This is a genomic window from Protofrankia coriariae (genome assembly GCF_001017755.1).
GTDB classification, from domain to species: Bacteria; Actinomycetota; Actinomycetes; order Frankiales; family Frankiaceae; genus Protofrankia; species Protofrankia coriariae.
The window spans coordinates 235,385-256,619 of the sequence record NZ_JWIO01000006.1 but is presented as its reverse complement, the minus strand read 5'-3'; the positions used below and the strand labels follow the sequence as shown (position 1 = coordinate 256,619).

Here is a 21,235-nt window from a genome sequence, read left to right as displayed (position 1 = left end):
GGCGGCCGCCGCGGGCGCGGCGGTGTTCGCCGAGGAGCGCATCCTCACCGGCTACGGGCGGGTCGCCGGCAAGGGCGAGGCCCTGTGGAAGTCCCTGTACGCCACGTCCGGGGACATCGTGGTCTTCGTCGACGCCGATCTGGAGGACTTCGACGCGAGCCTGGTCACCGGGCTGCTCGGGCCGCTGCTGACCGAGGGCGCGGTGTCCTACGTCAAGGCGTCCTATGACCGGCCGCTGGCCGGGGGGCTGCTGCCCGGCGGCGGCGGCCGGGTCACCGAACTCGTCGCGCGCCCCCTGCTCAACCTGCACTGGCCACAGCTCGCCGGGCTGGTGCAGCCGCTGGCCGGTGAGTTCGCAGGCCGGCGGGCCCTGCTGGAACAACTACCGTTCGTCTCCGGCTACGGCATCGAGTTCGCCCAGGTCGTGGACGTGTGCTCGTTGCTGGGAGTGGACGCCCTCGCTCAGGTCGAGGTCGGCCGCAAGGTCCACCGTCACCAGTCCGACGAGGCTCTTGGACGGATGGCCGCGGAGATCATCCATGCGGCGTGGACCAGGCTGGGCGTCCACACCGACTCTCTCAGCGGGACGCTGACCCAGTTCAGGCGCGGTGACAGCGGGCTGGAGCCGCGTACCCATCAGGTGGCGGTGCGGGAGCGGCCACCTATGATCACGATTCCGGAGTACGCCGCCCGCTACGCCCGGCTGTACCACGGTCCGGTGGAAAGCGGCTGACCGTGGCCCTGCCGCACCAGACGGGCCGCCGTGGGCAGGGCACGGTCTGTCCCGGACAGGTGGCCCGCACCAGGTGACAGCCCCGACGCCGTGGCGCGGCACGGCCCCACGAAACGCCCGCGCCGCCCCGTCCCACGTGCCACGAACGCCCAGCCGCCACGAACAGCGTGAACGCCATGAAGAGCGCGAACAGCGTGAACAGGAGGACAGCACCGATGAGTGTCCGGGTCGTCTATACCGATCTCGACGGGACCATGGTGGGGCCACGTGGATGCTTCTTCCGCAGCGAAGATCACTCCGTCACCCTGGACCCGGCGCACGCTCTGATCGATCTGCACCGGGCCGGCATCGCGCTGGTCCTGGTCAGCGGACGGACCCGGCCTCAGCTCACGGAGGCTGCCTCGATCTTCGGGGCGGACGGTTTCATCGCCGAACTCGGTGCCATCGTCGGCTGGGACCACGGGCACAGCAGCCAGATCCTGCGCGGAGCCATGCCCGAGACGTTCGACCGGATACCCGACGAGCTGGTCACGGCGCTGGTCGCCCAGTATCCGGGACGCCTGGAGGCGCACCGCTCCTGGATCCGCGGCCGTGAGATCGACATCATGCTGCGGGGCAACATCGACGTGGTCGCGGCCGACGCGTGGCTTGCCGCGGAAGGTTATGGATGGTTGACCATGCGCGACAACGGCATCATCGCGCGGGCCACCATGCCCGATCTGGACGATGTTCCGCACGTCTACCACCTGGTGCCCGACGGAGTCAGCAAGGGGGCCGCGGTGGCCTTCGACCTGGCTCGCCGGGGGCTGCGCCCGGAGCAGGCGATCGCGATCGGGGACTCCGCCAGCGACCTGGTCATGGCCGACCATGTCGGCCGCATGCACCTTGTCGCGAACGCGCTGCACCACACGGACCTGATCGATCTGCTGCCCGGTTACGACAACGTCGTCGTGGAGGACGGCACCCTCGGCGCCGGGTGGGTGAGCGCGGTGCGTTCGGTTCTGCCCACGCCACGGCCCGCCGCCGTCTGATCCCCGTGCCGCCCGGCAGGAGCATGCGGGCGGAACACGTGGACGCCGATCACGAGGAGAAAGAGGACGGCTGCGATCACGTAGGAGTTCCCGATCACGAGCTGCCAGCCGTGCCACCGGTATTCGCGGTCGTCCTCGTTGGGTAACCACCACAGCGGGGAGAGGACGAGCAGCGTGAAGCCGCCCAGCGGCGCGAGACGCCCCCCACGCGGCCGTCGTGGACCTGCCAGTGTGGCCAGCGCCGGCAGCACCCACAGCCAGTGGTGCGTCCAGGAGATCGGTGACACGAGCAGGCCGGTGATGCCACAGGCCGACCAGATTGACTCTTCATGCGACTTCAGGCGACAAGTTGCCAAATCCGTAGTTGCTACGACATGACAACAGCCGTCCACACGTCGTCGGATGCCGACCAGCGACAGCTCCGTGAGGCGGGTGCTGTCAGGCGGGTGCCCACACGGCACGGGCCGGGCAGCACCGCCCGCAGGCCCTCGAGTGTTCCCCCCGACAACGGCCTGACCGCACGCATCGGTGGCCTGGCCGCACGCATCGGTGTACCGCGGCCTGAGTGACGGCCGCGCGGCCGTCTGCCGAGGTACTACTCTTCGCAGGATGCGTCACGTCCGGTCGGTCGACGAAACGCTGCGTCCTGTGGCCGGTGGAGGGGCCGCCCGAGTGCTTGTCGCCTCCAATCGCGGCCCGGTGGCGTTCGCGACGGGTAACGACGGGTCACTTGTCGTGCGCCGTGGTGGCGGTGGGCTGGTCAGCGGCCTGCACGCGGTCGCCAGCGGCGACATCGGATCGGCTGGCCCGGCTCGCTCTGCCGGCGATGCCAACGCTGCCGGCGGGGCTGGTGGTGGGCTGGTCTGGGTGTGCGCGGCGCTCAGCGAAGCCGACCGGCGGGCCACCCGCTCGACGCCGGACGGCCGTCTGGATCTTGCCGGTCACGACACCGGGGGTGCGGCCGTCCACATGCTCGACGTGGACAGGGTCGTGTTCGACCGGGCCTACAACGCGGTCGCCAACCGTACGTTGTGGTTCGTTCTGCACCTGCTCTACGCGCCGGCGTCCCAGCCCTCCTTCGGCGCGGCCTTCCAACGCGACTGGCAGGCGTATGAGATCTACAATGCGATGTTCGCCGAGGCGCTGGCCCGTGAGGCGGCGCCGGGCGCGGCCGTCCTGATTCAGGACTACCACCTGACGCTGGTGCCCGCGCAGCTGCGCAACCTGCGCCCGGACCTGCGGATCGCCCATTTCAGTCACACACCGTGGGCGCCGTCGGAGTATTTCCGCATACTGCCGGACGACGTCGCCCGCGCGGTCGTCCAGGGCATGCTCGGTGCCGACCGGCTCGGCTTCCTCACCCCTGGGTGGGCGGAGGCTTTCTGCCGATGTGCCAAGGCGCTGCTTCCCGCCGACGTCGAGCTCGCGGCCGGCACCGAGGCCGAGGTTGAGGTTGACCGCGACAGCGCCGGCCCGCGTCGCGCCGGTGACGACGCGCGTCACTCCGGCAGCGGGACGGATGGCGCACGCCGTCCCGACGGCATGGTGGCCGCCGCGGGCCGCGACGACGGTGTGGGCCGCGACGACGGTGCGGGCCTGCGTCATGGCGGGGCGGGCGGTGCGAGTGGGTTGTGGCTGCGCTACCGCGGCCGCGTCGTCCGGATCGGCGTCCATCCGCTCGGAGTCGACGGTGACTGGCTGCTCAAACGCGCGTCCGGACAGGACGTGGCCGCCCGTGCCACCGAGATGCGCGAGCTCGCCGCGGGCCGGCGGGTGATCGTGCGGGTGGACCGGACCGAACTGTCGAAGAACATCGTCCGCGGCCTGGACGCCTATCGGGAGCTCCTGCGTGACTACCCACAGTGGCAAGGTCGGGTGGTGCACATCGTGTGCGCCTATCCGTCCCGCCACGATCTTCCCGAATACCGCGAGTACACGGCTGCCGTGCAGCGGATCGTGGCGGAGATCGAGGACGAGTTCGCGACCGCGACCTGGCTGCCCGTCCGCCTTGAGGTCAACGATGACTACCCACGGTCACTGGCGGCACTGTCGCTGGCCGAGGTGCTGGTGGTGAACCCGATCAGGGACGGTATGAACCTGGTCGCAAAGGAAGGCGCGGTGCTCTCCCGGCCCGGCGCGGCCCTGGTGCTCTCCCGCGAGGCCGGGGCATGCGTGGAGATGGCCGACGACGCGCTGGTGGTCAACCCGTTCGACGTGAGCGCGACCGCCCGGGCGCTGCATACCGCGCTGCTGATGGCCGCCGACGAGCGCCGTGACCGGTGCGCCCGGCTCGCCGCTGTCGCCGGCAGGCTCCCCCCGCGCAAGTGGTTCCGCGACCAGCTCGACGCACTACTGGAGTAACCACGTGGAGTGACCGCATTGCCGGAGTGGCCACGCTGGAGGCGGCCGGCGTCCTAGGCGAGACGGTCGGCGAGCAGACGCAGCAGCGCCACCACTCCCTCAGGGCCGGGGACGACGAGATCGGCCCGTTCACGCAGCGCCCGTGGGACCTCCGGGCCGTCGCTGCACACGGTCAGCCCGGGGATACCGGCGACCCGCAGTTCGTCGACCGCGTCGAAGGCCGGCAGGTCACCGAGGTCGTCGCCGGCGAACAGCACGGAGCGGACGCCCAGCTCGGCCGCGTGGTCGCGCAGCGCCCGGCCCTTGTCGTGCCCGGGCGGGCGTAGTTCCAGCACCCGTTTGCCAGGCGCGGCATCCAGCCCGTTGTCCCTGGCCAGGACGGTCAGCGCGGGCGTGAGCGAGGCCAGCGACGCATCCGGGTCGGCGGTGCGGCGGACGTGGACGACCAGGGCATGCCCCTTGTCCTCCACGACGGTCCCGGCGGGTGCGTCCTGCAGGAGCCTGGGCAGCGCTGCCCGGACCGCGGCCACTCCGGGCAGCGGCTCGGGGCTGGTGATTGTTCTGGTGGAGGCGTCCCAGCGTTGTAGCCCGTACTGGCCGAGGACGGACAGCGAGCGCAGCCCCGGCTCGTCGGCGAACCGGGTGAGTGAGAGCAGGGCCTCGACCGGGCGACCGGTGATGATGGTGACCGATCCGACCCGTTCGGCCAGCCGGGCCAGGGCGCGCAGCGCACCGGGCGCGGGAACGGCGTCGGAGGGGCGGTTGACGATGGGTGAGAGGGTGCCGTCGTAGTCGAGCGCGACCAGGGCATGCCGCGGGTCGGTGAGCAGCGCGGCGAGCCCGGAGCCGCCGGCCAGCGTCCGGGGCGCCTCGGCGAGCGGGCCGCTGCCGGGCGTACCGCTGGTACCAGGTGTGTTGCTGGTACCGGGTGTGGAAGTCATGGGTTCAGGTCCGTCACTCGGGCGGGTCGATCTGGAAATCCTTGGTGATGACAAGGATGAGCGGGTCGTCCGAGATGAAGTGCGTGCTTTTGGGAGCCGCGGCTCTGACATCCGGGATCAACTCCTGCAGGGTCTCGGCGGCGGCCTTCTGCTCCGGCTCGTAGAACACGGTCGGTATCGCGACGTTGTACGTCGCGTTGTAGTTGCCGACCCGGGTCACCGTGAAGCCGGCGGCTTCCAGCCGCGCCCGGGCAGCGTCGGCAAGCCCCTGCTCCCTGGAGTTGTTCAGGATCACGACGGGGGCGAAGACACGCTTCGGCGCGGTCGACGGCGGGACGGGAACAACCGCCTTCGGCGGCTGTGATGTTTCTACCGGTAACGGACGGGCGCTCGTCGCCGGCGCGGCGGGTGCCGCCGGCGCGGCCGTGGACACGCCACCGGCGGACCGCGCGGCCGCAACCGTGGCCTGGGCCGGGGAAGCGGTCGCGGCGGCTGTCGCGGTGTCCGGCGAGGGGTCGTTGGCCAGGTTGATGACCAGGATGCAGCCGAACACGGCGAGCACGGCGACGGCCCCGGCGGCGATCCCGTGCAACCGGTCCCCCCGGCGCAGCCGCGGCGGCCGGGGGGGAGCCACGGAAGAGATGGTCTCGGTCATGGCGGTACTCAGATCTCGGCGGGGTCGGGTCGGCCGGTGTGGCCCGAGCGCGCGCGCCGTCGCGTTGCCCGCAGCCTGCGCAGCCGTCTGACCAGCATCGGGTCGGCGGCGAGCGCGGCCGGGGAGTCGATCAGGGCGTTCAGGATCTGGTAGTAGCGGGTCGCGGAGATGCCGAACTCGGCGCGGATCGCGGTCTCCTTGGCGCCCGCGTACCGCCACCAGTGATGTTCGAACTCCAGCACCCGGCGCTGGCGTTCGTCGAGCGCCGCCGCCGGGCCGGCCGCGTCGGCATTATGCGCCAGTCGCGGCTGGTGGTCGGATGACGCCGTTTGGTGATCGAATTCCGGCGGGTCGGACGATGCGGGCGTCCGCACGGGATCGTGCGGCCCCTGGAAGGCCTGCGATTCGGGCGCCAGGACGTGAGCGGCGTTCACTTTGATGATCAACCTCCTCCGGCTGGGATCCGCGAATCACAGGAATGTGCTTCGCCGTCCACTATTTCAGAGGCTGGGTCCGACAACTTCGGCCGAGCCGGTCGACACGCGGGATCCTCCCTCGTCAGCCCCGCCTGCCTGGCACCGCATGAAGAAGATCACACCTTCGGACGGAGTCGATCACTGTCGCCGCCCGCGTGCCGCCCGTCCCATACTGTCACGCGGCCACTGCCGGGCATGCGGTTGCTGGCATGCGGTTACTGTCATGCGGTTACTGTCATGCGGTGACCCGTCGCTTCACCCGTACCGCCGAGGACTTCCGCTGCCTTGCCTGCGGGACGCCGGTGCGCGGCGACGGCTACACCAACCACTGCCCGCGCTGCCTGTGGTCCCGGCACGTGGACGTCAACCCCGGCGATCGGGCCGCCGACTGCGCGGGGCCGATGCGTCCGGTCGCGGTGGAGGTGCGCGCCGGGCGAACCATCCTGCTCCACCGCTGTGAGGCCTGCGGTCACCAACGGCGGAACAGGACGTCCCCAGCGGACGACCTTGAGGCGGTCCTGCGGCTGTCGGCGCAGGGCGGCGTCGACCATGCCGGTTCCGTCCCGGATCATGCCGCGCGCCGCGCTCCGCGGGGCGGACGTGAGCGGCCTGGCCGGCGCGGGCGGGCCCGGCCACGGCAGTTGTACGAGGGGTCCGGCTACGAGGGGGCCGGCCGTGGGAACCGCTCGGATCGGCGCCACCCGAACCGGGACAACCCCGGCCCAGCCGGGTAGGCGGGACCTGGCACTCTGGCGGCGGATACCGTCATGGAACGTGCGGACGGCTGACATCGGTACCGCCGGGCCGGCGCCACGACGGCCGGGCCGGCGCCTGTCCGTGTCGCGACGGAGCCCACCACGCCCCGGGTATCCCGGCCGGCCCGTGCCGCCGGCGCGTCTGTCCCGGTGGGCGAGCCAGGCCCGGCGGTGGACGCAGCCATGGTTCAGGCCCTGGTCGGCCCGCCGGATTCGGATCTTCTGGCTGGTCTCCCGGGTGCTCCTGGTCATCCTCGCCGTCGCGGGCAGGACGTTGGGCGCGCAGCACGGGGTGCTTGGCGACGTCCGGCTCTACGACCACTGGGGCCACGGCCTGGTGCACGGCGCGGGGCTCCCCGTCGACGACGACCGCTGGCAGTACCCGCCGGCCGCGGCGATCGCGCTTGCCGTCCCGTCCGTGCTGGAGACGGTCACCAGGCTGCCCTACGAGGTCGGCTTCTTCCTGATGATCCTCGCGGCGGACGCGGCGGTCACCGGCATGCTGGCCCGGCGCTCGGCGTCCGCGGCCCGCTTCTGGTTGCTGGGGATCTGCGCGCTCGGACCGGTCGCGCTGGCCCGTTTCGACCTGTTGCCGGCCGTCCTGGTGGTGGCCGCGCTGGTCGGTGCCACCGACCGGCGGTGGGGGCGGGTGGGGCTCGCGGTCGGCCTCGGCGTCCTGCTCAAGGTGTGGCCGGCGCTGCTCCTGCCCGCGCTCGGCCGCGTGGTGGGAGCACACGGCCCGGTCCCTGGCGCGGGCCCGGCACCGGCCCGCGACGCGCGTCCGGGCCCACTGGTGGTGCGTGCCACCGGTGCGGCGTCGTGGCCGGCCCTGGCCAGGCTGGCCGGCGGGCTGGTGGCGGCGGTGGCGCTGGTGGCCGTGGTGCTGTTCGCGACGGGCTGGTGGCGGGAGTCGTTCGGTTTCCTCGGCGCGCAGGAAGCTCGCGGCCTGCAGACCGAGGCCGTCCCGGCGACCCCGTTCGTCCTGGCGCACATGGTCGGCCTGGGCTCGGGCCCGGTTTACGACTGGGGATCGTTCCAGTTCGGCTCCCCGGCGGCACGCGCCGTGGCGACGGCCTGCTCGGTGGTGGAGATCGTGGCCGTGCTCGGTGCCACCGTGTGGTGGTGGACACCCCTACGGTCACGCGCGGCCGCGAATCCGGCGGATCGGATGCTGGCGCTGCTCCTGGTCGTCCTGGTGACGAGCCGGGTGCTCAGCCCCCAGTACCTGGTGTGGCTGCTGGCGGTCGCTGCCTGCCGTTCCCTGTGGCCGAACCCGGCGGCCACCGGCCCGGCCAGCGCCCCGGGCCTGGCCACCGGTACCAGTCCTGTTGTCGGCCCGGGAGCGGCTATCGGTGCCGGCTCGGTCGCGGGGACGGCGCCGACGGAGGGTCTGGACCTCGCGGCGGGCCACAGCGGGCTGGACCCGGCCACCGGCGCCGGACCGGTCGCCGGGATGGGCCCTGGCGCTCTGGATCAGGCCAGCGTGCCCTCCTTCGCCGGCCCGGACGCCGGGGTGGGCCAGGTCGCTGCTCGGGCGGCCCGCTCGGCCCCGTCACGTCGATGGATCACCGTCGGGCTGCCGGCGATCTGCCTGATCTCGCTGGTGGTCTACCCGATCCGGTATGACGACCTGCTCGCGGGGCAGGCCGTCGCGAGCCTGCTGCTGGTGGTGCGCAATCTCCTGCTGGTCATCGTCTGCTGCTTCGCCGTCGCGCGAGCAGCGCGGCCAGCGCTGCCGCGCCCAGGGCGACGGCCCCGACAGCAACGGTTACGATCATGGTTGCGGATGCGGCTGCCGGGGCCGCCCGGCCCAGCAGGGCCCAGGTCGGAGCCAGCGATGCCAGCGACGTCACGCACAGCACCACCGACGTGACGATCACCAGTCGGCGTGCCGCCGCGGATCCGCCGCTGGCTGCGATGACGGCGAGCGCCGGAACAGTGGGCGCCAGATACCACGGGTAGACGACCGGGCTACCCAGGGCGACCGCCATCCCCCCGACTCCGACGATGGCGACATCGTCCGGCACGCACCCTCGCGCCGACGCCGACGTGCCCGCTACCGCAACGGGCAGCGCCGGGCCGGATGCTGCCGGGCCGGATGGCGTCATGACGGATGGTGCCGGAGTGGACGACAGCGCCGGACGGGATGGCGCGGGCAGGCACGCGGGCAGGCATGGTCTGCGCCAGGCGCGCACGAGGAGCCAGGCGATGACGGCCGCGGCGACGGCCAGCGACACCGCCCGCCCGGCAGCGAGCGCCGTCTCGGCCTGATCGCCGGTATCCCACGGGCCCGGCAGGTTCAGCAGACCCAGCAGGCCCAGCGGTAGCCGGATCAGGTGGGCGAGCAGCGCGGCGGGTGCGATGCCGGTCTGTGACTGTCCGGAGGTGGCCAGCGCGCCGATCCAGGTCGGGCCGAAGCCGGCCGCGACCATGCTCACCGCCATCGTCACCGCCGCAACCGAAAGATCGAAGAGGACGCTTCCCGCGCCGGACGCGACCACTGACCGGCGTGCGGGGGATGCTTCGCCGTTCTCGTCGTGGTTTCCGCGGTCGCTTCGGCCGTGGCCGGCGGTGGCCCTCCCGGTGTGGCTGGCCGCGACCCGTGCACGCAGGTGGACGAGGACCAGCACGGCAAGGGCGAGGAAGGCGGTCACCTTGATCGTCCCAGCGAGACAGGCAAGCACGACCGCGGCGCAGCGCAACGCACCCGCCCGCGTCGACCACCGGGACCGTGGCCACCACCGGGACCATCGTGGGCGCCCATACCCCGCCTGCCCCCATCCCACCCGCTCCCGCTTCCCGCCCGGCCACCACCGCCCCACACCACCGCCCAAACGCCCGCGCAGCCCACCCTGGTCAAGAGAACGAGTACGGAAGTGGCTGCCATGACAGCCGCTTGTTCCCTCGTTCTCGCGATTCGACGGGATTGGGTCACCAATCCTCGGGTGGCGGTGGCGGTGGCGGTGGCGGTCGAGGAGCAGTGCGGTGACTGTCAGGGTGGCGGCCAGCGCGTCCAGATGGGCTCCGCCGGTCAGGTGGATGGCGGTGACGGGGTTCGCGGCCAGCAGCGCGAGTACCAGGGCGGTCCGTCGGGGGTTCCCACGGCCGGGCAGCAGCCGCGGGGTGAGCGCGACGAGCGCCACGACCGAGAGCACGGCGACGAGCCGCAGCACGATGACGGCACCGAGCGGCCCGGTACCGGCCAGCGCGTCGCCGACCGTGGCCGCCGCCTTCTCGACGAGAACGGCCGTGCTCCCATAGGGAGCGTGGGTGTCACGCCAGCGCGGGTCGACCGCGGTCACGAAGGGTTCCATCTGTGGACCCAGCGCGCGTAACGCCGAGACGCCGTGCGTCGCCGGATCGAGCCCGTGCCGGGCGAGTTCGCCCTGGCTCGCATAGGCGTAGACGTCCCGGCTGAACAGTGGCGGGCCGAGCGCGAACGGCAGATTCCACCCGATGGAGGTAACGACCACCCGGGCGGTGGTGGTACGGCGCGTGGCGGGGCGCGCTGTCCCACGGGTATGCTCGGAGTCACCTGGGAGCGTATCGGGCATAGACGGTCTATCGGATATATGCCATCTACCGTGCGAATCCACCGCGTCCTCGGTGGTGTGAGCGGCCGAATGAGTGATCGAACGGACGAGGGCGCACCAGCAGATGCACAGGGTGATCACGGCGACGGCGGCGATCGCCGCGAGCCAGCCCCGTGTAGCCGTCGACGGTGGCTGTGATGCGAGAATCCCCCACCAGGATGAGGGATTGAAGGTGTCCGGGTTGCGCGGTCCGAGCCAGGCCTCGGCGAGGACGGCGGTGACTGCCGCGACGGTGCCTACCACGGTCGGCCACCCGACAGGTGCGTGAAACAGGCCCGCCCGCGGAAAGAATCGCGGACGGGGACTTCGTCTCCACCCGTCGCTGCCGTTGTTGTGGCCGTGGTCTGGCGTGGGCCGCGTGCTTCCGGTTGGCTGGTTCGTGGCGGTCTGACACAGGGAGGTGTCGGGTGGGTCTGCTCGGCACCGTCCTACGTCGTGTAGGGCCGCGTCGGGCTGTCCTGGTCGAGACGGAAGCGCCTCGTACTGGTCTGGCTGAGGTTGGCCTGGCCGAAGCCATCCCGGCTGAGGCTGTCCCGGCTGAGGCGCGGGCATCCCACGATCTTCCGTGTGACGCGCGGGCACATCAGGGCCCGCTGGGTGGCGGGCAGCCGCGTCGCGCACGGTGGCGCGCGGCCATCCGGCGCGACGACGTGCCAGTCGGGCCCACAGCACCAGCAACGCTCTCCTCTCCGGCGGTCCGTCCGGGACCTCGCGCCGTCCTCCAGGGATCCAGCTTCCGGGGATCCAGCTTCCGGGGATCCGGCGATGATGCTCCGCAGCCTCGCGCGGTCTTCCCGAAGCCGCGCGCCGCGTTCCCGCGGGCTGTCCTCGTCGTTGCCGCCCTGCTGCGACGCCAGCCATGGCTGATCACCGCCGCCCTGTGCGGGTTGTCACTGGCGCTGGGACTCACCGGCCCGGACACCCCCGCACAGGAATATCGCGTGTGGCTGTTCAAGCACGGCGGCGCGGTGCTGTGGGACGACCAGTGGTACGGCGGGCACACCGTACCCGGCTACAGCGTGCTCTTCCCTCCGCTGGGGGCGCTGTTCGGGGTGCAGGCGCTCGGCTGTTTCGCGTGCGTCGCCTCCACCATGATCGTCACCCGGCTGTTGCGCGGTCGCGGCCGGACGCACGGCCACGACCTGGCGCTGGTCTGGTTCTCCGTCGCGACGGTGGCCAACCTCGTGGTCGGCCGGATGCCCTTCGCGCTGGGGATGGCCTTCGGCGGGTTGGCGCTGCTCGGCGTCCGGGAGCGGCGGACGAAGATGGCGTGGGCCGGCGCGATCGGGTCGTCGCTGGCCTCACCGCTCGCCGGCGGGTTCGTGCTGCTGATCGGGGTCGCCCTGCTCGGCACGCTCCCGCGGCGCCGGGTGCTGCCGCTGGCGGGGGCCATGAGCGGGATCGTCGTCGCGTTGCTGTTCCCCGAACACGGTGTGCAGCCGTTCCCGGCGATGACCTTCCTGTCCCTGCTGGCGCTGATCGGAGCCGGGCTGCTCGTCGTCCCACGGCACGAGGTGGCGATCAGACGCGGGCTGATGCTGTGGGCAGCCTCGGCCGCGGTCTTCTTCTTCGTCCCGACCCAGATCGGCGGGAACATCGCCCGCCCGGCGACCCTGCTCGCGGGCCCGCTCGCGGCGATGCTGCTGGCCAGACGTCCACGGGTGCTGCTGGTCGTCGCGATCCCGTTGCTGGGCTGGCAGATCGGCCCGGTGCACGGGGCGCTGGCCACCTACGGGGACGCCTCCGGCCAGGCCGGCTACTACACCGGTCTGCTCGACTATCTCGACCACGGCCCGGTGGCGGTGGGCCGGGTGGAGATCCCGTTCACCCGGGCGCACTGGGAGGCGTCGTTCGTGGCGCCGCACGTCCCGCTGGCCCGCGGTTGGGAGCGGCAGTTGGACATGGAGTACAACTCGCTGTTCTACGACGGCACCCTTTCGCCCGAGACCTACCACAAGTGGCTGCTTGAACGCGGCGTCCGTTTCGTGGCGCGGCCGGACGTGGAGCTGGACTCCTCCGCGGTGGAGGAGGCGAAGCTGCTCGATGTCGGCCTGCCCTATCTGGAGCTCGTCTGGTCGGACGCCCACTGGAAGGTCTGGCTGGTCACCGACTCGCCGGGTCTGGTGCGAGGGCCGGCGGCGCTGACCGAGCTCGGGGTCAGTTCGCTTGCGGTGAACTTTCATGCGCCCGGTGTGGCGACCGTCCTGGTGCACTTCACGCCCTACTGGCAGCTTGACGACGGCCACGAGGCGTGCGTGTTCGAGGCGGCGGACGGCTGGACGGGCATCCTCACCGAGCAGCCGGGGCCGGTCCGCCTGTCCGCCAAACTCACGGTCAGCGGCCTGACCAGGGCCAGTGCCCTGGACTGCCCCCCGGACCCCCGCGTCCACTGACCACCGCGACGAAGCGCACGGGACGAAGCACATGGAAGGCAGGCGGGTCCCGCGGCCGGAGCGCTGTCCGCTGACCGTCCGTCGGCCCGGACAGCTCGACTTCAGCTGCTGAAAGAAGCTGCTCGCCGCTGTGCATGAGAAACAGCTGTGCCGGGGAAGTACTTGTCGTTGACCGCTGCCGCTTCCTTACGGAAAAGTTTATCCGAGGGTTCGTCAGGCCGATAGTACCGCCTTGCGTCGTACTCGTCAGATCAAGATTTTGATCTTGAAAGACGGTCGTAAAGTTTTTGAAAATCCTGTGACTGTCATGGAATTTTTCGTGACTCGGATTCCGGTTGTATCCGGAAGGCTGAACCGGATGAAGATCCGATCAGGTTCAGAATTTTGTTTTCTTGTGGTACGGGCGCACCGGGCATCGGACGCTCCATTCTCGTCCGGTCGCTGCCTGGGCGGCGCCCCGGCCGAACTCTGGTGGCCAGAATCATAACCGGTGGCCGTGCCGGCGGAGGTGTGCTTGTATCGGGCGGAGCTCCCCTGCCTGTCCTCTCCAACAGCGCATGGCGTGGGTGCGGCGGACCCCCGGTGGAGCTGCCGACGGACGCCGATGGATGGCACTGGTCGGCAACCTGACAGGTTGATCGGCAATGGCTCCGGCCCATCCGCATCCCAGGGCGATGGTGCCTGCGAGCGGAGAACCTGAACAGGGATCCCAGGGATGTGACCGGTCGCTGAATCCGATGATCTGGTCCGACGGCCCGCGTCCACTGTGATGATAATGTACGCACAATGTTGAAACAAATCTTGTCGTGAGCCTGAAAGCCGGGTTAGGCTTACCAGGGCGTTCCCGTGGGGAGGGGCGTCATGCCAAGCTGGCTTGTCAGCGCTGTCTCGGCTTCTTGTCCCATCTCTCCGATGCTATCTTTAAAGATCTTGAAGGCGGGGTGGGTGTGAGCGGTATGCTCGCTGATCCGTACGAGCCGCGCTTCGAGTTTGTTGACGTACAGCCTCGTGCCGGTGTCGTCGGCCAGGAAGTCGTGGTCAGATGGTCCGCGCTCCACACGAACGAGGTGTTCGTCGAGGGCCGTGGCGTGTTCCCGCCCAAGGGATCTCTTCCGGTGACGCTTGAGGCCACCCGATCTCTGCGTCTGATGGCACGCGGGCCGGCCGGAGCCGTGGTGGAGGCGCAGACACCGGTAATACGTGTCTTCAACCAGCCGGACATCAGGTTCCTGAGGATTCCGACTCCACCGAGCGGCGTTGATACCGCCGCCAGCGCCACGTCACAGGCCGGTCTGTTCGGGCTCCGGGACGAGTTTGCCGCGATCCTGGCCCGTACTCCACACGGGCTGTCCGCCCCACCAGTCTTCTCGCCGGGTCTCCAGGAGCCCGGGAGCCGGACCATCGGCAACCGTGACCGGCCGGCCTTTGCCTGTTCTGGCCGTTTTCCGGCGGGGCGGGCGGCGACAACGACGCCGGCCACCGGCTGGGGCGGCACCGTTTCACTGCTCGACCAGGTCGGGCGTCCGCGGTTGCCGCCCGCTCTGGTGCGTCCGGTGGGATTCCGCGGGCCCGGTGGCACACGCGGTCCAGGTCATGATCGAGAGGGTGGGTGGCGACGGGTGGCCGCAAGGCTGTGGCGGCGGGAGCGCCTGTCGTGAGACGGCTGCTCATCTGGTTGTCCGGGGCGAACTTCCAGATCCTCCAGCGCTGCCCGACCGACCGGGCGAAGTACGTCGGTATCGGCAGCGCGGTGCTGACCACCGCCCTCATGGCGGCGACCTCCTGTGCGTTCGCCCTGCACATGGCACTGCAACTGCCAATTGCCAGTTGCCTGCTCATCGGCGGGGCCTGGGGCCTTGCCATCATGAGCCTGGACAGATGGCTGGTGGCCTCCGTACAACGTCGGGAGCACTGGTACCAGAATCTGGTAGTCGCGCTTCCGCGGCTGGTGCTGGCGGTGCTCATCGGTCTGGTCATCTCGACGCCGCTGGTGCTGCGCATCTTCGAGCCGGAGATACAGGCCGAGATGGTCACCATTCATCGTGAGCGCGCCGACGAGTTCGACCGTGCCATGCAGAACGACGAGCGCACGAAGCAGATAGGCGATCTCAGGACCCAACAGGCACAGCTGCAGGCCACCGTCGCCGCCGGCGGTGTCGTCACGGACGTGAACAGGGATCCCGAGGTGGCCCGCCTGCAGCCGCAGGTCGACGCCGCGAGAACCAGATACAACGACGCCGAGCAGGCCGTCGTCTGTGAGAAGGAAGGACGGCCGGGCTGCGGCAGCGGCCGTCCTGGCGCCGGCGTCGCCTACGACGAGAAAGTCGCGATCCGGGACAGGGCCGGGGCCGAACTCGCCAGGCTTCAGCGCCAGCTCGACGCGGCTGTCAGCGCGGCGCAGGCGAACCAGAACGCCTCTCGCGCGACCACGCTCGCCAACGCCCAGTCGGAGCTGGAGAGGGTCAACACCCAGCTCGACAGTCTTGAGAGATCCCGTGCCGCGGACATCGCCGCGTTCAACGCCGAGAACAGCGACGACACCGGGATGCTCATCCGCATCGAGGCCCTTGACCGGCTGACCTCCGAGCGGCCCTCCCTCGGCCGGGCCCATCTGCTGCTGCTCCTTTTCATCACCGCGATCGAGTGTCTTCCGGTCCTCGTCAAGTTCCTGATGTCGCTGGGGGCGCCGACGCTCTACGAACGAGCTGTCGAGATCGAGGAGCGCAATCAGCTGCAGATCGAGGAGGAACAGGGCCGTCGCCGGCGGGCAACGGAAATCCTCAACGGCGGGGACACCTACCTTGAAGCCCAGATCGGGCGTGAGGAAAGGGACGCGGCGATCGAACGGCTGACCCGGAGCACCATCCAGGCCCAGGCCGACATTGCCGAGAGGATTCTCGCCAGATGGCGGGAACGCGAGCTGCGGCGCATTGAGGCGGATCTCGACAGCTACCTTGTCACCGGTTCGCGGTCCGCTCCGAACACGAACACCCGGCCCCGCGGCATGGCCCCTGACTACCCGCACCTGAGCGACCTGCCGTCGCAGCCCACCCGAGTTCAGCCGCCGACGGAGCGGCACCCGTCGGACGGCCGGGCCGACCCGTCAGCCGGTGACGAGCCTTTTCCCGCGGACAGAGCGCCCAGGGTGCGGCCGCCGGCAGAGCCGGTGCGAGGAAGCGCCCACTCCCAGGCGCGCGATACGACGGTGTCGCCGTACGACGGGCAGCCGCGGCACGAGCCACAACCCGAACGGGACGACCGGCAGCCGGACAGCGTCGAGGACGAGCCGGTGTGGCCCGAGCCCTGGCCGGCGCCGCCGCGAAGGCCCACACCGCCGCGGGAGCCGGTACGGCGGCAGGAGGAGCCTCGGCTGCCAGCTCACACCATCTGGTGGGAGCCGGGCGGTGACTCGGGACGCACGCAGCATCCCCTGCCGGAGGACGTGACGCGGCCGACCGAGGCGACCCGCCTGCTGGCGGACGATGACGTCACGTGGCGGACGCCGGACAGCGCCCGCCCGGCCGGCCAGCCGGATGCCCGGCCATGGGATCCGGACGAGATGACGCGGGACGCCGCCGATCGGAGCACCGTCGGTAGGCGGTACGCCGGTCACAGTGACCGGACCAACCACGCCAACCATGCCAACCACGCTGGTCAGGCCGGCAACCAGCCACGCGATCCGGACGAGGAACCGACCTGGGTGCCCCGGACGGACGGGGGGTTCGGCCCACGGGCCGACACCGCTCGCTCGAACGGATGGCCGGCAGACCTCCCCGACGCCGAGGGCCCGGCTGGCCGGGAACGGTCGACATGAGCACCTGGCCGAGCGGGTCAGGCAGTCTTCTCAACGTTGCGGCGACCTGCCGGCTGACCCGTGCCCTCGGCCCTGGCCCGCGAGCGATGGTCTGGGTGCAGGGCTGCCCGTTCGACTGCGCGGGATGTGTGGCGCCGGACTGGCTCCCCGACCGTCCCGCCCGGCTGGTCATGCCGGCGGAACTGGCCACCGAACTGTGTTCGGTACCCGGGGCCGACGCGGACGCAGCCCGAGGCTGCCCGGCCGGCGCAGATCTCGGTAAACGGGCCAGGTAGCAGGTCAGGTAGCAGGCCAGGTTAGGAGAAGGAAGCCGGTGCCAACCGACCGTCCGGGCGCATCCGCCCGGCTGGACGCGTCCGGGCAGTCGTGGCCGCCGGGGGCCGTGGCGGTCGAGCGGCTCGCCGCCGCGGTGCGGCCCGGTGGCGACGCGGTGTTCGTGCTGTACGGCCTCGGGATGGACGATGTCCCCGTCGGCCGTGACTACCAGGAGCGCGACACCGAGGAAGCGCCGTGGGAGACGCCGCGCGCCGGGGGCTTCGAGCGAATCGCCTTCTGCTCGGCTCGTGACTCCCTGTACTTCCGCGACGTCGACCCAGCGGACCAGGCCCGCCATATCTGTCCTGGCCATATCCGTCCGATCCACGAGAATCCGGCGTCCACGAAGACGCCGGCCGTGCCCACAACGGCCGGGCCCACACCGGCTGGGCCCGCCACGGCTGGGCCCGCCACCGGGTCCGACCAACGCGGTGGGACGCGGTACTTCTCCGGGCCGCTCTTCCTCGGTGAGTGGGCGCGCGGCGGGATGGGACGACACCCGCGAGGCAGCGGCGCGCGGGCGACCGGTGCGTAAGGGGCCGGCCCGCGAGGAGGCGGCCCGTGAGGGACCGGCCCGGGCAGGGCCGGTGGCGGCGGGCTGCTGCCCGGTCTGCGCCCTGGTGTGCGGGGCGTCGCGGGAGTGCGGGCGATGCGGCTGGCTCCTGCGCGGTGACCACGTTCGGGGCGAGATCACTGACGATCTTGAATGGGAGTTCGGCGCACGGCTGGCGACGGCGCGCCGCCGGTTCGACCTGCCTGCCGTGGTCCGGGTCGCCGACGCGCTCGGCAGCGGCGATCCCGGGCTTGCCGACCGGCTGGTGGACCTGGTCCGCGGCGGCCCCCCGGTGCCTGGTGAGCTCGACGCCGCCCGGCGCGCGGTACGGACGGCGTCGCCATGGCCGGCGGCCGCACCGACGGCCATGGCGACGGACACCGTGGCCGTCGGCCGGCTGCTGAGCCGGATCGTCGCCGGTGAGGTGCGGCGNGGCGGGCCGCCGTCGTCGAACTGACACCGGACGCCGTCGCGGTCACCGGTGTCGGTGCGGACGATCTGGGCGTCCCCCACCGGCTCGGGGCGCAGCGTACATGGAACTGGTCGGATCTGCTCCCGGAGCTGCCGTCGCAGCCGGACAGCCAGTGGCTGCGGCTGGCCGGCGGGATCGGGGCCCACGGCGGCGGGCGGGTGGCCCGGATCCCGACCGTGGGGTACGACGGCTGGCCCGCGGCCTTCCAGCCGCTGCGTGACGTGCTGGGCACGGTTGGCGCGTCCAGCGTGGTGGTGCTGGTCCGGCAGGTCGCCGGTTGGCCAATGGTGGACGACGCGCTCCAGGCGCTCACCGGCCACCTCGTCCGCACTGGTCTGGCCGACGGCCACGAGGCTGCCGCCGTCGGGACCGAGGCTCTGGACGAACTGCTGCGACGGGCGCCGTTGCGGCACGGGTACGCCCTTGCTCTCGCCGAGGTCGACCGTGCCACCCGGCGGGTGCGTCTGGTGGCGTATCCGCTGTTCGAGGCCGACACCGTGGTGCCGGCCACCCCCGGGACGGCGCTGGAATCCGAGGTCACGGTCGTGGCGCCGCCGACCCGTGCGGACGACCTGGCGCTGGTGGTCGTCGCCCCGGTGGCGGACGATCCGCGGCAGTGGCATCCGGTGGCCCTGGCGGGGTGCGCGCCACCGCCCGGTGCGCCCGTGCGCGTCCGGGTCGCGCTCGACGGGCCCGGCCGGGTGCGTTTCCTGCATCCGGCGGACCTGCGTGGTGGCGGCAGGAGCTGGTCGGGCGTGTTGGACGCCGTCCCCGCCGAGTTCGGCGCCGATCCGGTGGACGTGGTCTTCGCCCTCGAGCTCGGCGGTGCGCCGGAGGCGGTCGCGGCCCGCTTCCAGGTGGTCACGGATCTGCTCACGCTGCTCGGGAACGAGCATCCGGATCCGACGGCCGTGATGGTCGGCCTGATCGGCTACGACGACCACGATCTGCTCGACTGGCACCGGTCACAGCGGCCGGTGGTGCGGCCGGCGGCGCCGATGGCGGCGGCGGGTGCGCTGACGGCACTGTACGGCTGGCCGCCGAGCGANGCTGGCCGCCGAGCGAGCCACGTTACGATTTCGCGGCTCCTGTCGAGGATGCGCTGCACGTCCTGAACGAACCGGCGGGGACGCGGTGGTGGCGCGGGGGTGCCACGCACTGTCTTGTCACGGTCGGTGCCCGGCCACCGCATCCCGTACGGCAGGAGGACGACCTCATCCTGCCCTGCCCGGCCCGTCACGACTGGAGGACGGAGATGGATCAACTGGTCGTACGGGATGGTGTGCGGCGGGTGGCCATCCGGGGCACACCTGAGATCATCCCGGCCCGCGCCGGCGGTTCCGCGCGGCAGCGGGCCGACACGGCCTGGCGTGAGCTGGGTGCGGACGCGCTGTTCGCCATGGATGAGGTGTCCGCGTCCGGGCTGGCTTCGGCGCTCGGGCTGCTCACCGGCTACGGCGAGCGCGTGCTGCCGGTGCCGCTGGCAGGCCCGGCTCCCGGTGGTGCCCAGACGCCCGGTGGCACGCGCTCTTCCGGTGACAGCCGGGCTTCCGGCGGTGGCACGTGGTGAGCCGGTGGGTGGATCGGCCGACGCCCGCCGGTTGGCCGGCGCCTGTACAGCGGCCGCGCCATGACATGCGCATCGGCCTGTGGGGTGCGACCAGCAGCGGGAAGACGACGTACCTGGGCGCGTTGAAGCTCGCCGCCGAGCAGGCGCGCGGCCGGACCCGTTGGAAGGTTACGAGCAAGGACCCGATCGCGTTGTCCAGGTTGTCGGAGCTCGCGCACGTGCTCGCCGTCAAACGCATGTTTCCGGAGGGCACCCAGCACGGCACCAACACCCGGCTGAGCTGGTCGTTCCTGGGGCAGAAACAGGTGGGTCCGGCGGGTCGCGGCAGCCAGGTCGAGTTCGCCCTCGACTTCCTGGATGTTTCCGGCAAGCTGTTCGAGGACCAGTGGACGGGTGGCGACGAGAGCGAGGACGACGAGGACGAGCTCGATTTCGACGAGGTGCGCGGCGAGTCGGACCACGCCACCGGCAACGAGGCCGCCAAGGAGCAGCTCGTGGAGCACCTGGTCTCCTGCGACGGGATCATTTATCTGTTCGACCCGGTCCGGGAGGAGGAGAACGGTAACAGCTTCCAGTATTTCAACCAGGTGCTCGACGAGGTGGTGAGCAGGACGTTCGACAACGGGCGGCTGATCGGGAACCGGTTACCCCACCAGCTCGCGGTCTGCGTCACGAAGTTCGACGATCCCCGGGTGCTCGGCCGGGCGATGTCGCGGCGTGAGCTCGAAGCGCTGGCGGAGACGCCCGGCCAGCCGAAGATCAGGGCAGGAGTCGCGTTCCGGTATTTCAACATGTTGTGCCACGAACGGCCCGATAACTCCGCCCAGAACATCCGTGACAGTATCGTGTCGAATTTTCACAGGGACCACGTCAGTTTCCACGCGACCTCCTCGATCGGTTTCTACATCGGGGCGAACAACCGTTTCGATCCCGCCGACTACGCCAACATCGTCAGCGAGCGCGGTCAGTTCCGTATCCGGACGCGACCACAGCCGATGAATGTTCTTGAGCCGTTGGTGAGGCTGGTGGGGCGGATTCGCAGGGCGGGCACGTCCCGATGAACGCGGTCGATCTCGACTGGGCGCTGATCAGCAAGGTTCCCGGGCAGCGGGACGACTACGGTCTGCTGCGATCCAGCGCCACCGGCCGCCTCCGCCCGGGGACCATGGCAAGGATGGTCAGCCACTTCTCGCCCGGATCACCCAGCTCACCTGGTGGGGAACACCGGGAGCGAGCGGACGCGCTGCCATGGGTCACGTTCACCTTTGCCACGGTCGCCAGCTCCCGGTACGTGGGGGTCGCGATCCGCGAGTGGCCGTGGGAGTCGACGGCGCCGGTGGACGCGACCGGCCGCCCGATCGTCCCGACGCGTTTCTTCTGCCTGCCGCTGGAGGACTTCGAGCGGTATTTCAGCAGCTGTCTGGCCCTGTATCAGGCCGTTGCGAAGCTGGCTGTCCCCGAGCACAACGATGATCCGCTGTCCGTGTTGGTTCAGTCGCACGACGACGAGGCATCGAGAACCCGGCAACGTCTTCTGGGTGACTCGAGAATGTTCACCGCCGCGGCGGCGGTG

Annotated in this window: 16 protein-coding genes and 2 pseudogenes; 13 read left to right on the top strand and 5 right to left on the bottom strand. The window is 71.0% G+C overall.

Features of this window, described 5'->3' with window-relative positions:
* Positions 1 to 733, top strand: a 733-nt coding sequence (locus FrCorBMG51_RS06420) for a glucosyl-3-phosphoglycerate synthase (protein ID WP_235433363.1), incomplete at its 5' end; no start/stop codon positions are given.
* Between the two features lie 215 nt (positions 734 to 948).
* A complete protein-coding gene (locus tag FrCorBMG51_RS06415) occupies positions 949 to 1,764 on the top strand; it encodes an HAD family hydrolase (protein WP_047222142.1) in 816 nt (271 codons plus the stop codon).
* Here FrCorBMG51_RS06415 and FrCorBMG51_RS30710 read toward each other — a convergent pair.
* Complete coding sequence (locus FrCorBMG51_RS30710; protein WP_047222141.1) at positions 1,668 to 2,051, bottom strand: glycosyltransferase family protein; 384 nt, start codon at positions 2,049 to 2,051, stop codon at positions 1,668 to 1,670. The two genes, FrCorBMG51_RS06415 and FrCorBMG51_RS30710, sit on opposite strands and share 97 nt — an antisense overlap.
* Before the next feature lie 385 nt (positions 2,052 to 2,436).
* Here FrCorBMG51_RS30710 and FrCorBMG51_RS06405 point away from each other — a divergent pair, with 385 nt between their 5' ends.
* Positions 2,437 to 4,125: an alpha,alpha-trehalose-phosphate synthase (UDP-forming) gene (locus FrCorBMG51_RS06405; RefSeq protein ID WP_047222140.1), complete on the top strand. Its 1,689-nt coding sequence runs from the start codon at positions 2,437 to 2,439 to the stop codon at positions 4,123 to 4,125.
* Between the two features lie 53 nt (positions 4,126 to 4,178).
* Here FrCorBMG51_RS06405 and otsB read toward each other — a convergent pair whose 3' ends face one another.
* From otsB to FrCorBMG51_RS06390, 3 genes are read right to left on the bottom strand one after another with little or no spacing between them, the layout of a single operon-like run.
* Positions 4,179 to 5,066, bottom strand: coding sequence for a trehalose-phosphatase (otsB, locus tag FrCorBMG51_RS06400; RefSeq protein ID WP_047222139.1), 888 nt, complete (start codon positions 5,064 to 5,066; stop codon positions 4,179 to 4,181).
* A gap of 13 nt (positions 5,067 to 5,079) precedes the next feature.
* The gene (locus FrCorBMG51_RS06395) at positions 5,080 to 5,721 is read right to left on the bottom strand and encodes a LytR C-terminal domain-containing protein (RefSeq protein ID WP_047222138.1); all 642 of its coding nucleotides are present in this window, start codon (positions 5,719 to 5,721) and stop codon (positions 5,080 to 5,082) included.
* A gap of 8 nt (positions 5,722 to 5,729) precedes the next feature.
* Positions 5,730 to 6,155, bottom strand: coding sequence for a DUF3263 domain-containing protein (locus FrCorBMG51_RS06390; RefSeq protein WP_083730777.1), 426 nt, complete (start codon positions 6,153 to 6,155; stop codon positions 5,730 to 5,732).
* Between the two features lie 284 nt (positions 6,156 to 6,439).
* Here FrCorBMG51_RS06390 and FrCorBMG51_RS33580 point away from each other — a divergent pair, with 284 nt between their 5' ends.
* Complete coding sequence (locus tag FrCorBMG51_RS33580) at positions 6,440 to 6,931, top strand: RNHCP domain-containing protein (RefSeq protein ID WP_371389840.1); 492 nt, start codon at positions 6,440 to 6,442, stop codon at positions 6,929 to 6,931.
* Positions 6,873 to 7,655, top strand: a pseudogene (locus FrCorBMG51_RS33015) (glycosyltransferase family 87 protein); the annotation flags it as partial. The gene FrCorBMG51_RS33580 and the pseudogene FrCorBMG51_RS33015, both read left to right, overlap by 59 nt.
* A gap of 985 nt (positions 7,656 to 8,640) precedes the next feature.
* Here FrCorBMG51_RS33015 and mptB read toward each other — a convergent pair.
* On the bottom strand, positions 8,641 to 10,506 hold the full coding sequence (gene mptB, locus FrCorBMG51_RS29380) for a polyprenol phosphomannose-dependent alpha 1,6 mannosyltransferase MptB (protein WP_200902350.1): 1,866 nt from the start codon (positions 10,504 to 10,506) through the stop codon (positions 8,641 to 8,643).
* Between the two features lie 446 nt (positions 10,507 to 10,952).
* Here mptB and FrCorBMG51_RS06370 point away from each other — a divergent pair, with 446 nt between their 5' ends.
* The 8 genes and pseudogenes from FrCorBMG51_RS06370 to FrCorBMG51_RS29375 form a co-directional block, all read left to right on the top strand.
* Complete coding sequence (locus tag FrCorBMG51_RS06370) at positions 10,953 to 12,938, top strand: hypothetical protein (RefSeq protein WP_200902349.1); 1,986 nt, start codon at positions 10,953 to 10,955, stop codon at positions 12,936 to 12,938.
* A gap of 947 nt (positions 12,939 to 13,885) precedes the next feature.
* A complete protein-coding gene (locus tag FrCorBMG51_RS06365; protein ID WP_157180410.1) occupies positions 13,886 to 14,596 on the top strand; it encodes a hypothetical protein in 711 nt (236 codons plus the stop codon).
* Positions 14,593 to 16,752 carry a DUF4407 domain-containing protein gene (locus FrCorBMG51_RS24800; protein ID WP_162233175.1) on the top strand — a complete coding sequence of 720 codons (2,160 nt, stop codon included), beginning with the start codon at positions 14,593 to 14,595 and terminating at the stop codon, positions 16,750 to 16,752. Before FrCorBMG51_RS06365 ends, FrCorBMG51_RS24800 begins: the two co-directional genes overlap by 4 nt.
* A complete protein-coding gene (locus FrCorBMG51_RS06355) occupies positions 16,749 to 17,027 on the top strand; it encodes a 4Fe-4S cluster-binding domain-containing protein (protein ID WP_052914403.1) in 279 nt (92 codons plus the stop codon). The genes FrCorBMG51_RS24800 and FrCorBMG51_RS06355 overlap by 4 nt, the downstream gene beginning before the upstream one ends.
* 38 nt (positions 17,028 to 17,065) lie before the next feature.
* Complete coding sequence (locus FrCorBMG51_RS06350) at positions 17,066 to 17,602, top strand: hypothetical protein (protein ID WP_047222135.1); 537 nt, start codon at positions 17,066 to 17,068, stop codon at positions 17,600 to 17,602.
* A 1,745-nt stretch (positions 17,603 to 19,347) separates the two neighbouring features.
* Positions 19,348 to 19,662 carry a hypothetical protein gene (locus FrCorBMG51_RS06335; RefSeq protein ID WP_047222132.1) on the top strand — a complete coding sequence of 105 codons (315 nt, stop codon included), beginning with the start codon at positions 19,348 to 19,350 and terminating at the stop codon, positions 19,660 to 19,662.
* Positions 19,663 to 19,727: 65 nt separating this feature from the next.
* A complete protein-coding gene (locus FrCorBMG51_RS06330) occupies positions 19,728 to 20,723 on the top strand; it encodes a hypothetical protein (RefSeq protein WP_047222131.1) in 996 nt (331 codons plus the stop codon).
* Positions 20,720 to 21,235, top strand: a pseudogene (locus FrCorBMG51_RS29375) (hypothetical protein); the annotation flags it as partial. The gene FrCorBMG51_RS06330 and the pseudogene FrCorBMG51_RS29375, both read left to right, overlap by 4 nt.

Excerpts from the sequence above, each read along its gene's own strand:
- otsB (WP_047222139.1), bottom strand. The coding sequence starts at position 5,066 with ATGACTTCCACACCCGGTACCAGCAACACACCTGGTACCAGCGGTACG.
- FrCorBMG51_RS06330 (WP_047222131.1), top strand. The coding sequence starts at position 19,728 with ATGCGCATCGGCCTGTGGGGTGCGACCAGCAGCGGGAAGACGACGTAC.
- FrCorBMG51_RS06335 (WP_047222132.1), top strand. The coding sequence starts at position 19,348 with ATGGATCAACTGGTCGTACGGGATGGTGTGCGGCGGGTGGCCATCCGG.
- FrCorBMG51_RS06415 (WP_047222142.1), top strand. The coding sequence starts at position 949 with ATGAGTGTCCGGGTCGTCTATACCGATCTCGACGGGACCATGGTGGGG.
- FrCorBMG51_RS06355 (WP_052914403.1), top strand. The coding sequence starts at position 16,749 with ATGAGCACCTGGCCGAGCGGGTCAGGCAGTCTTCTCAACGTTGCGGCG.
- FrCorBMG51_RS06395 (WP_047222138.1), bottom strand. The coding sequence starts at position 5,721 with ATGACCGAGACCATCTCTTCCGTGGCTCCCCCCCGGCCGCCGCGGCTG.
- mptB (WP_200902350.1), bottom strand. The coding sequence starts at position 10,506 with ATGCCCGATACGCTCCCAGGTGACTCCGAGCATACCCGTGGGACAGCG.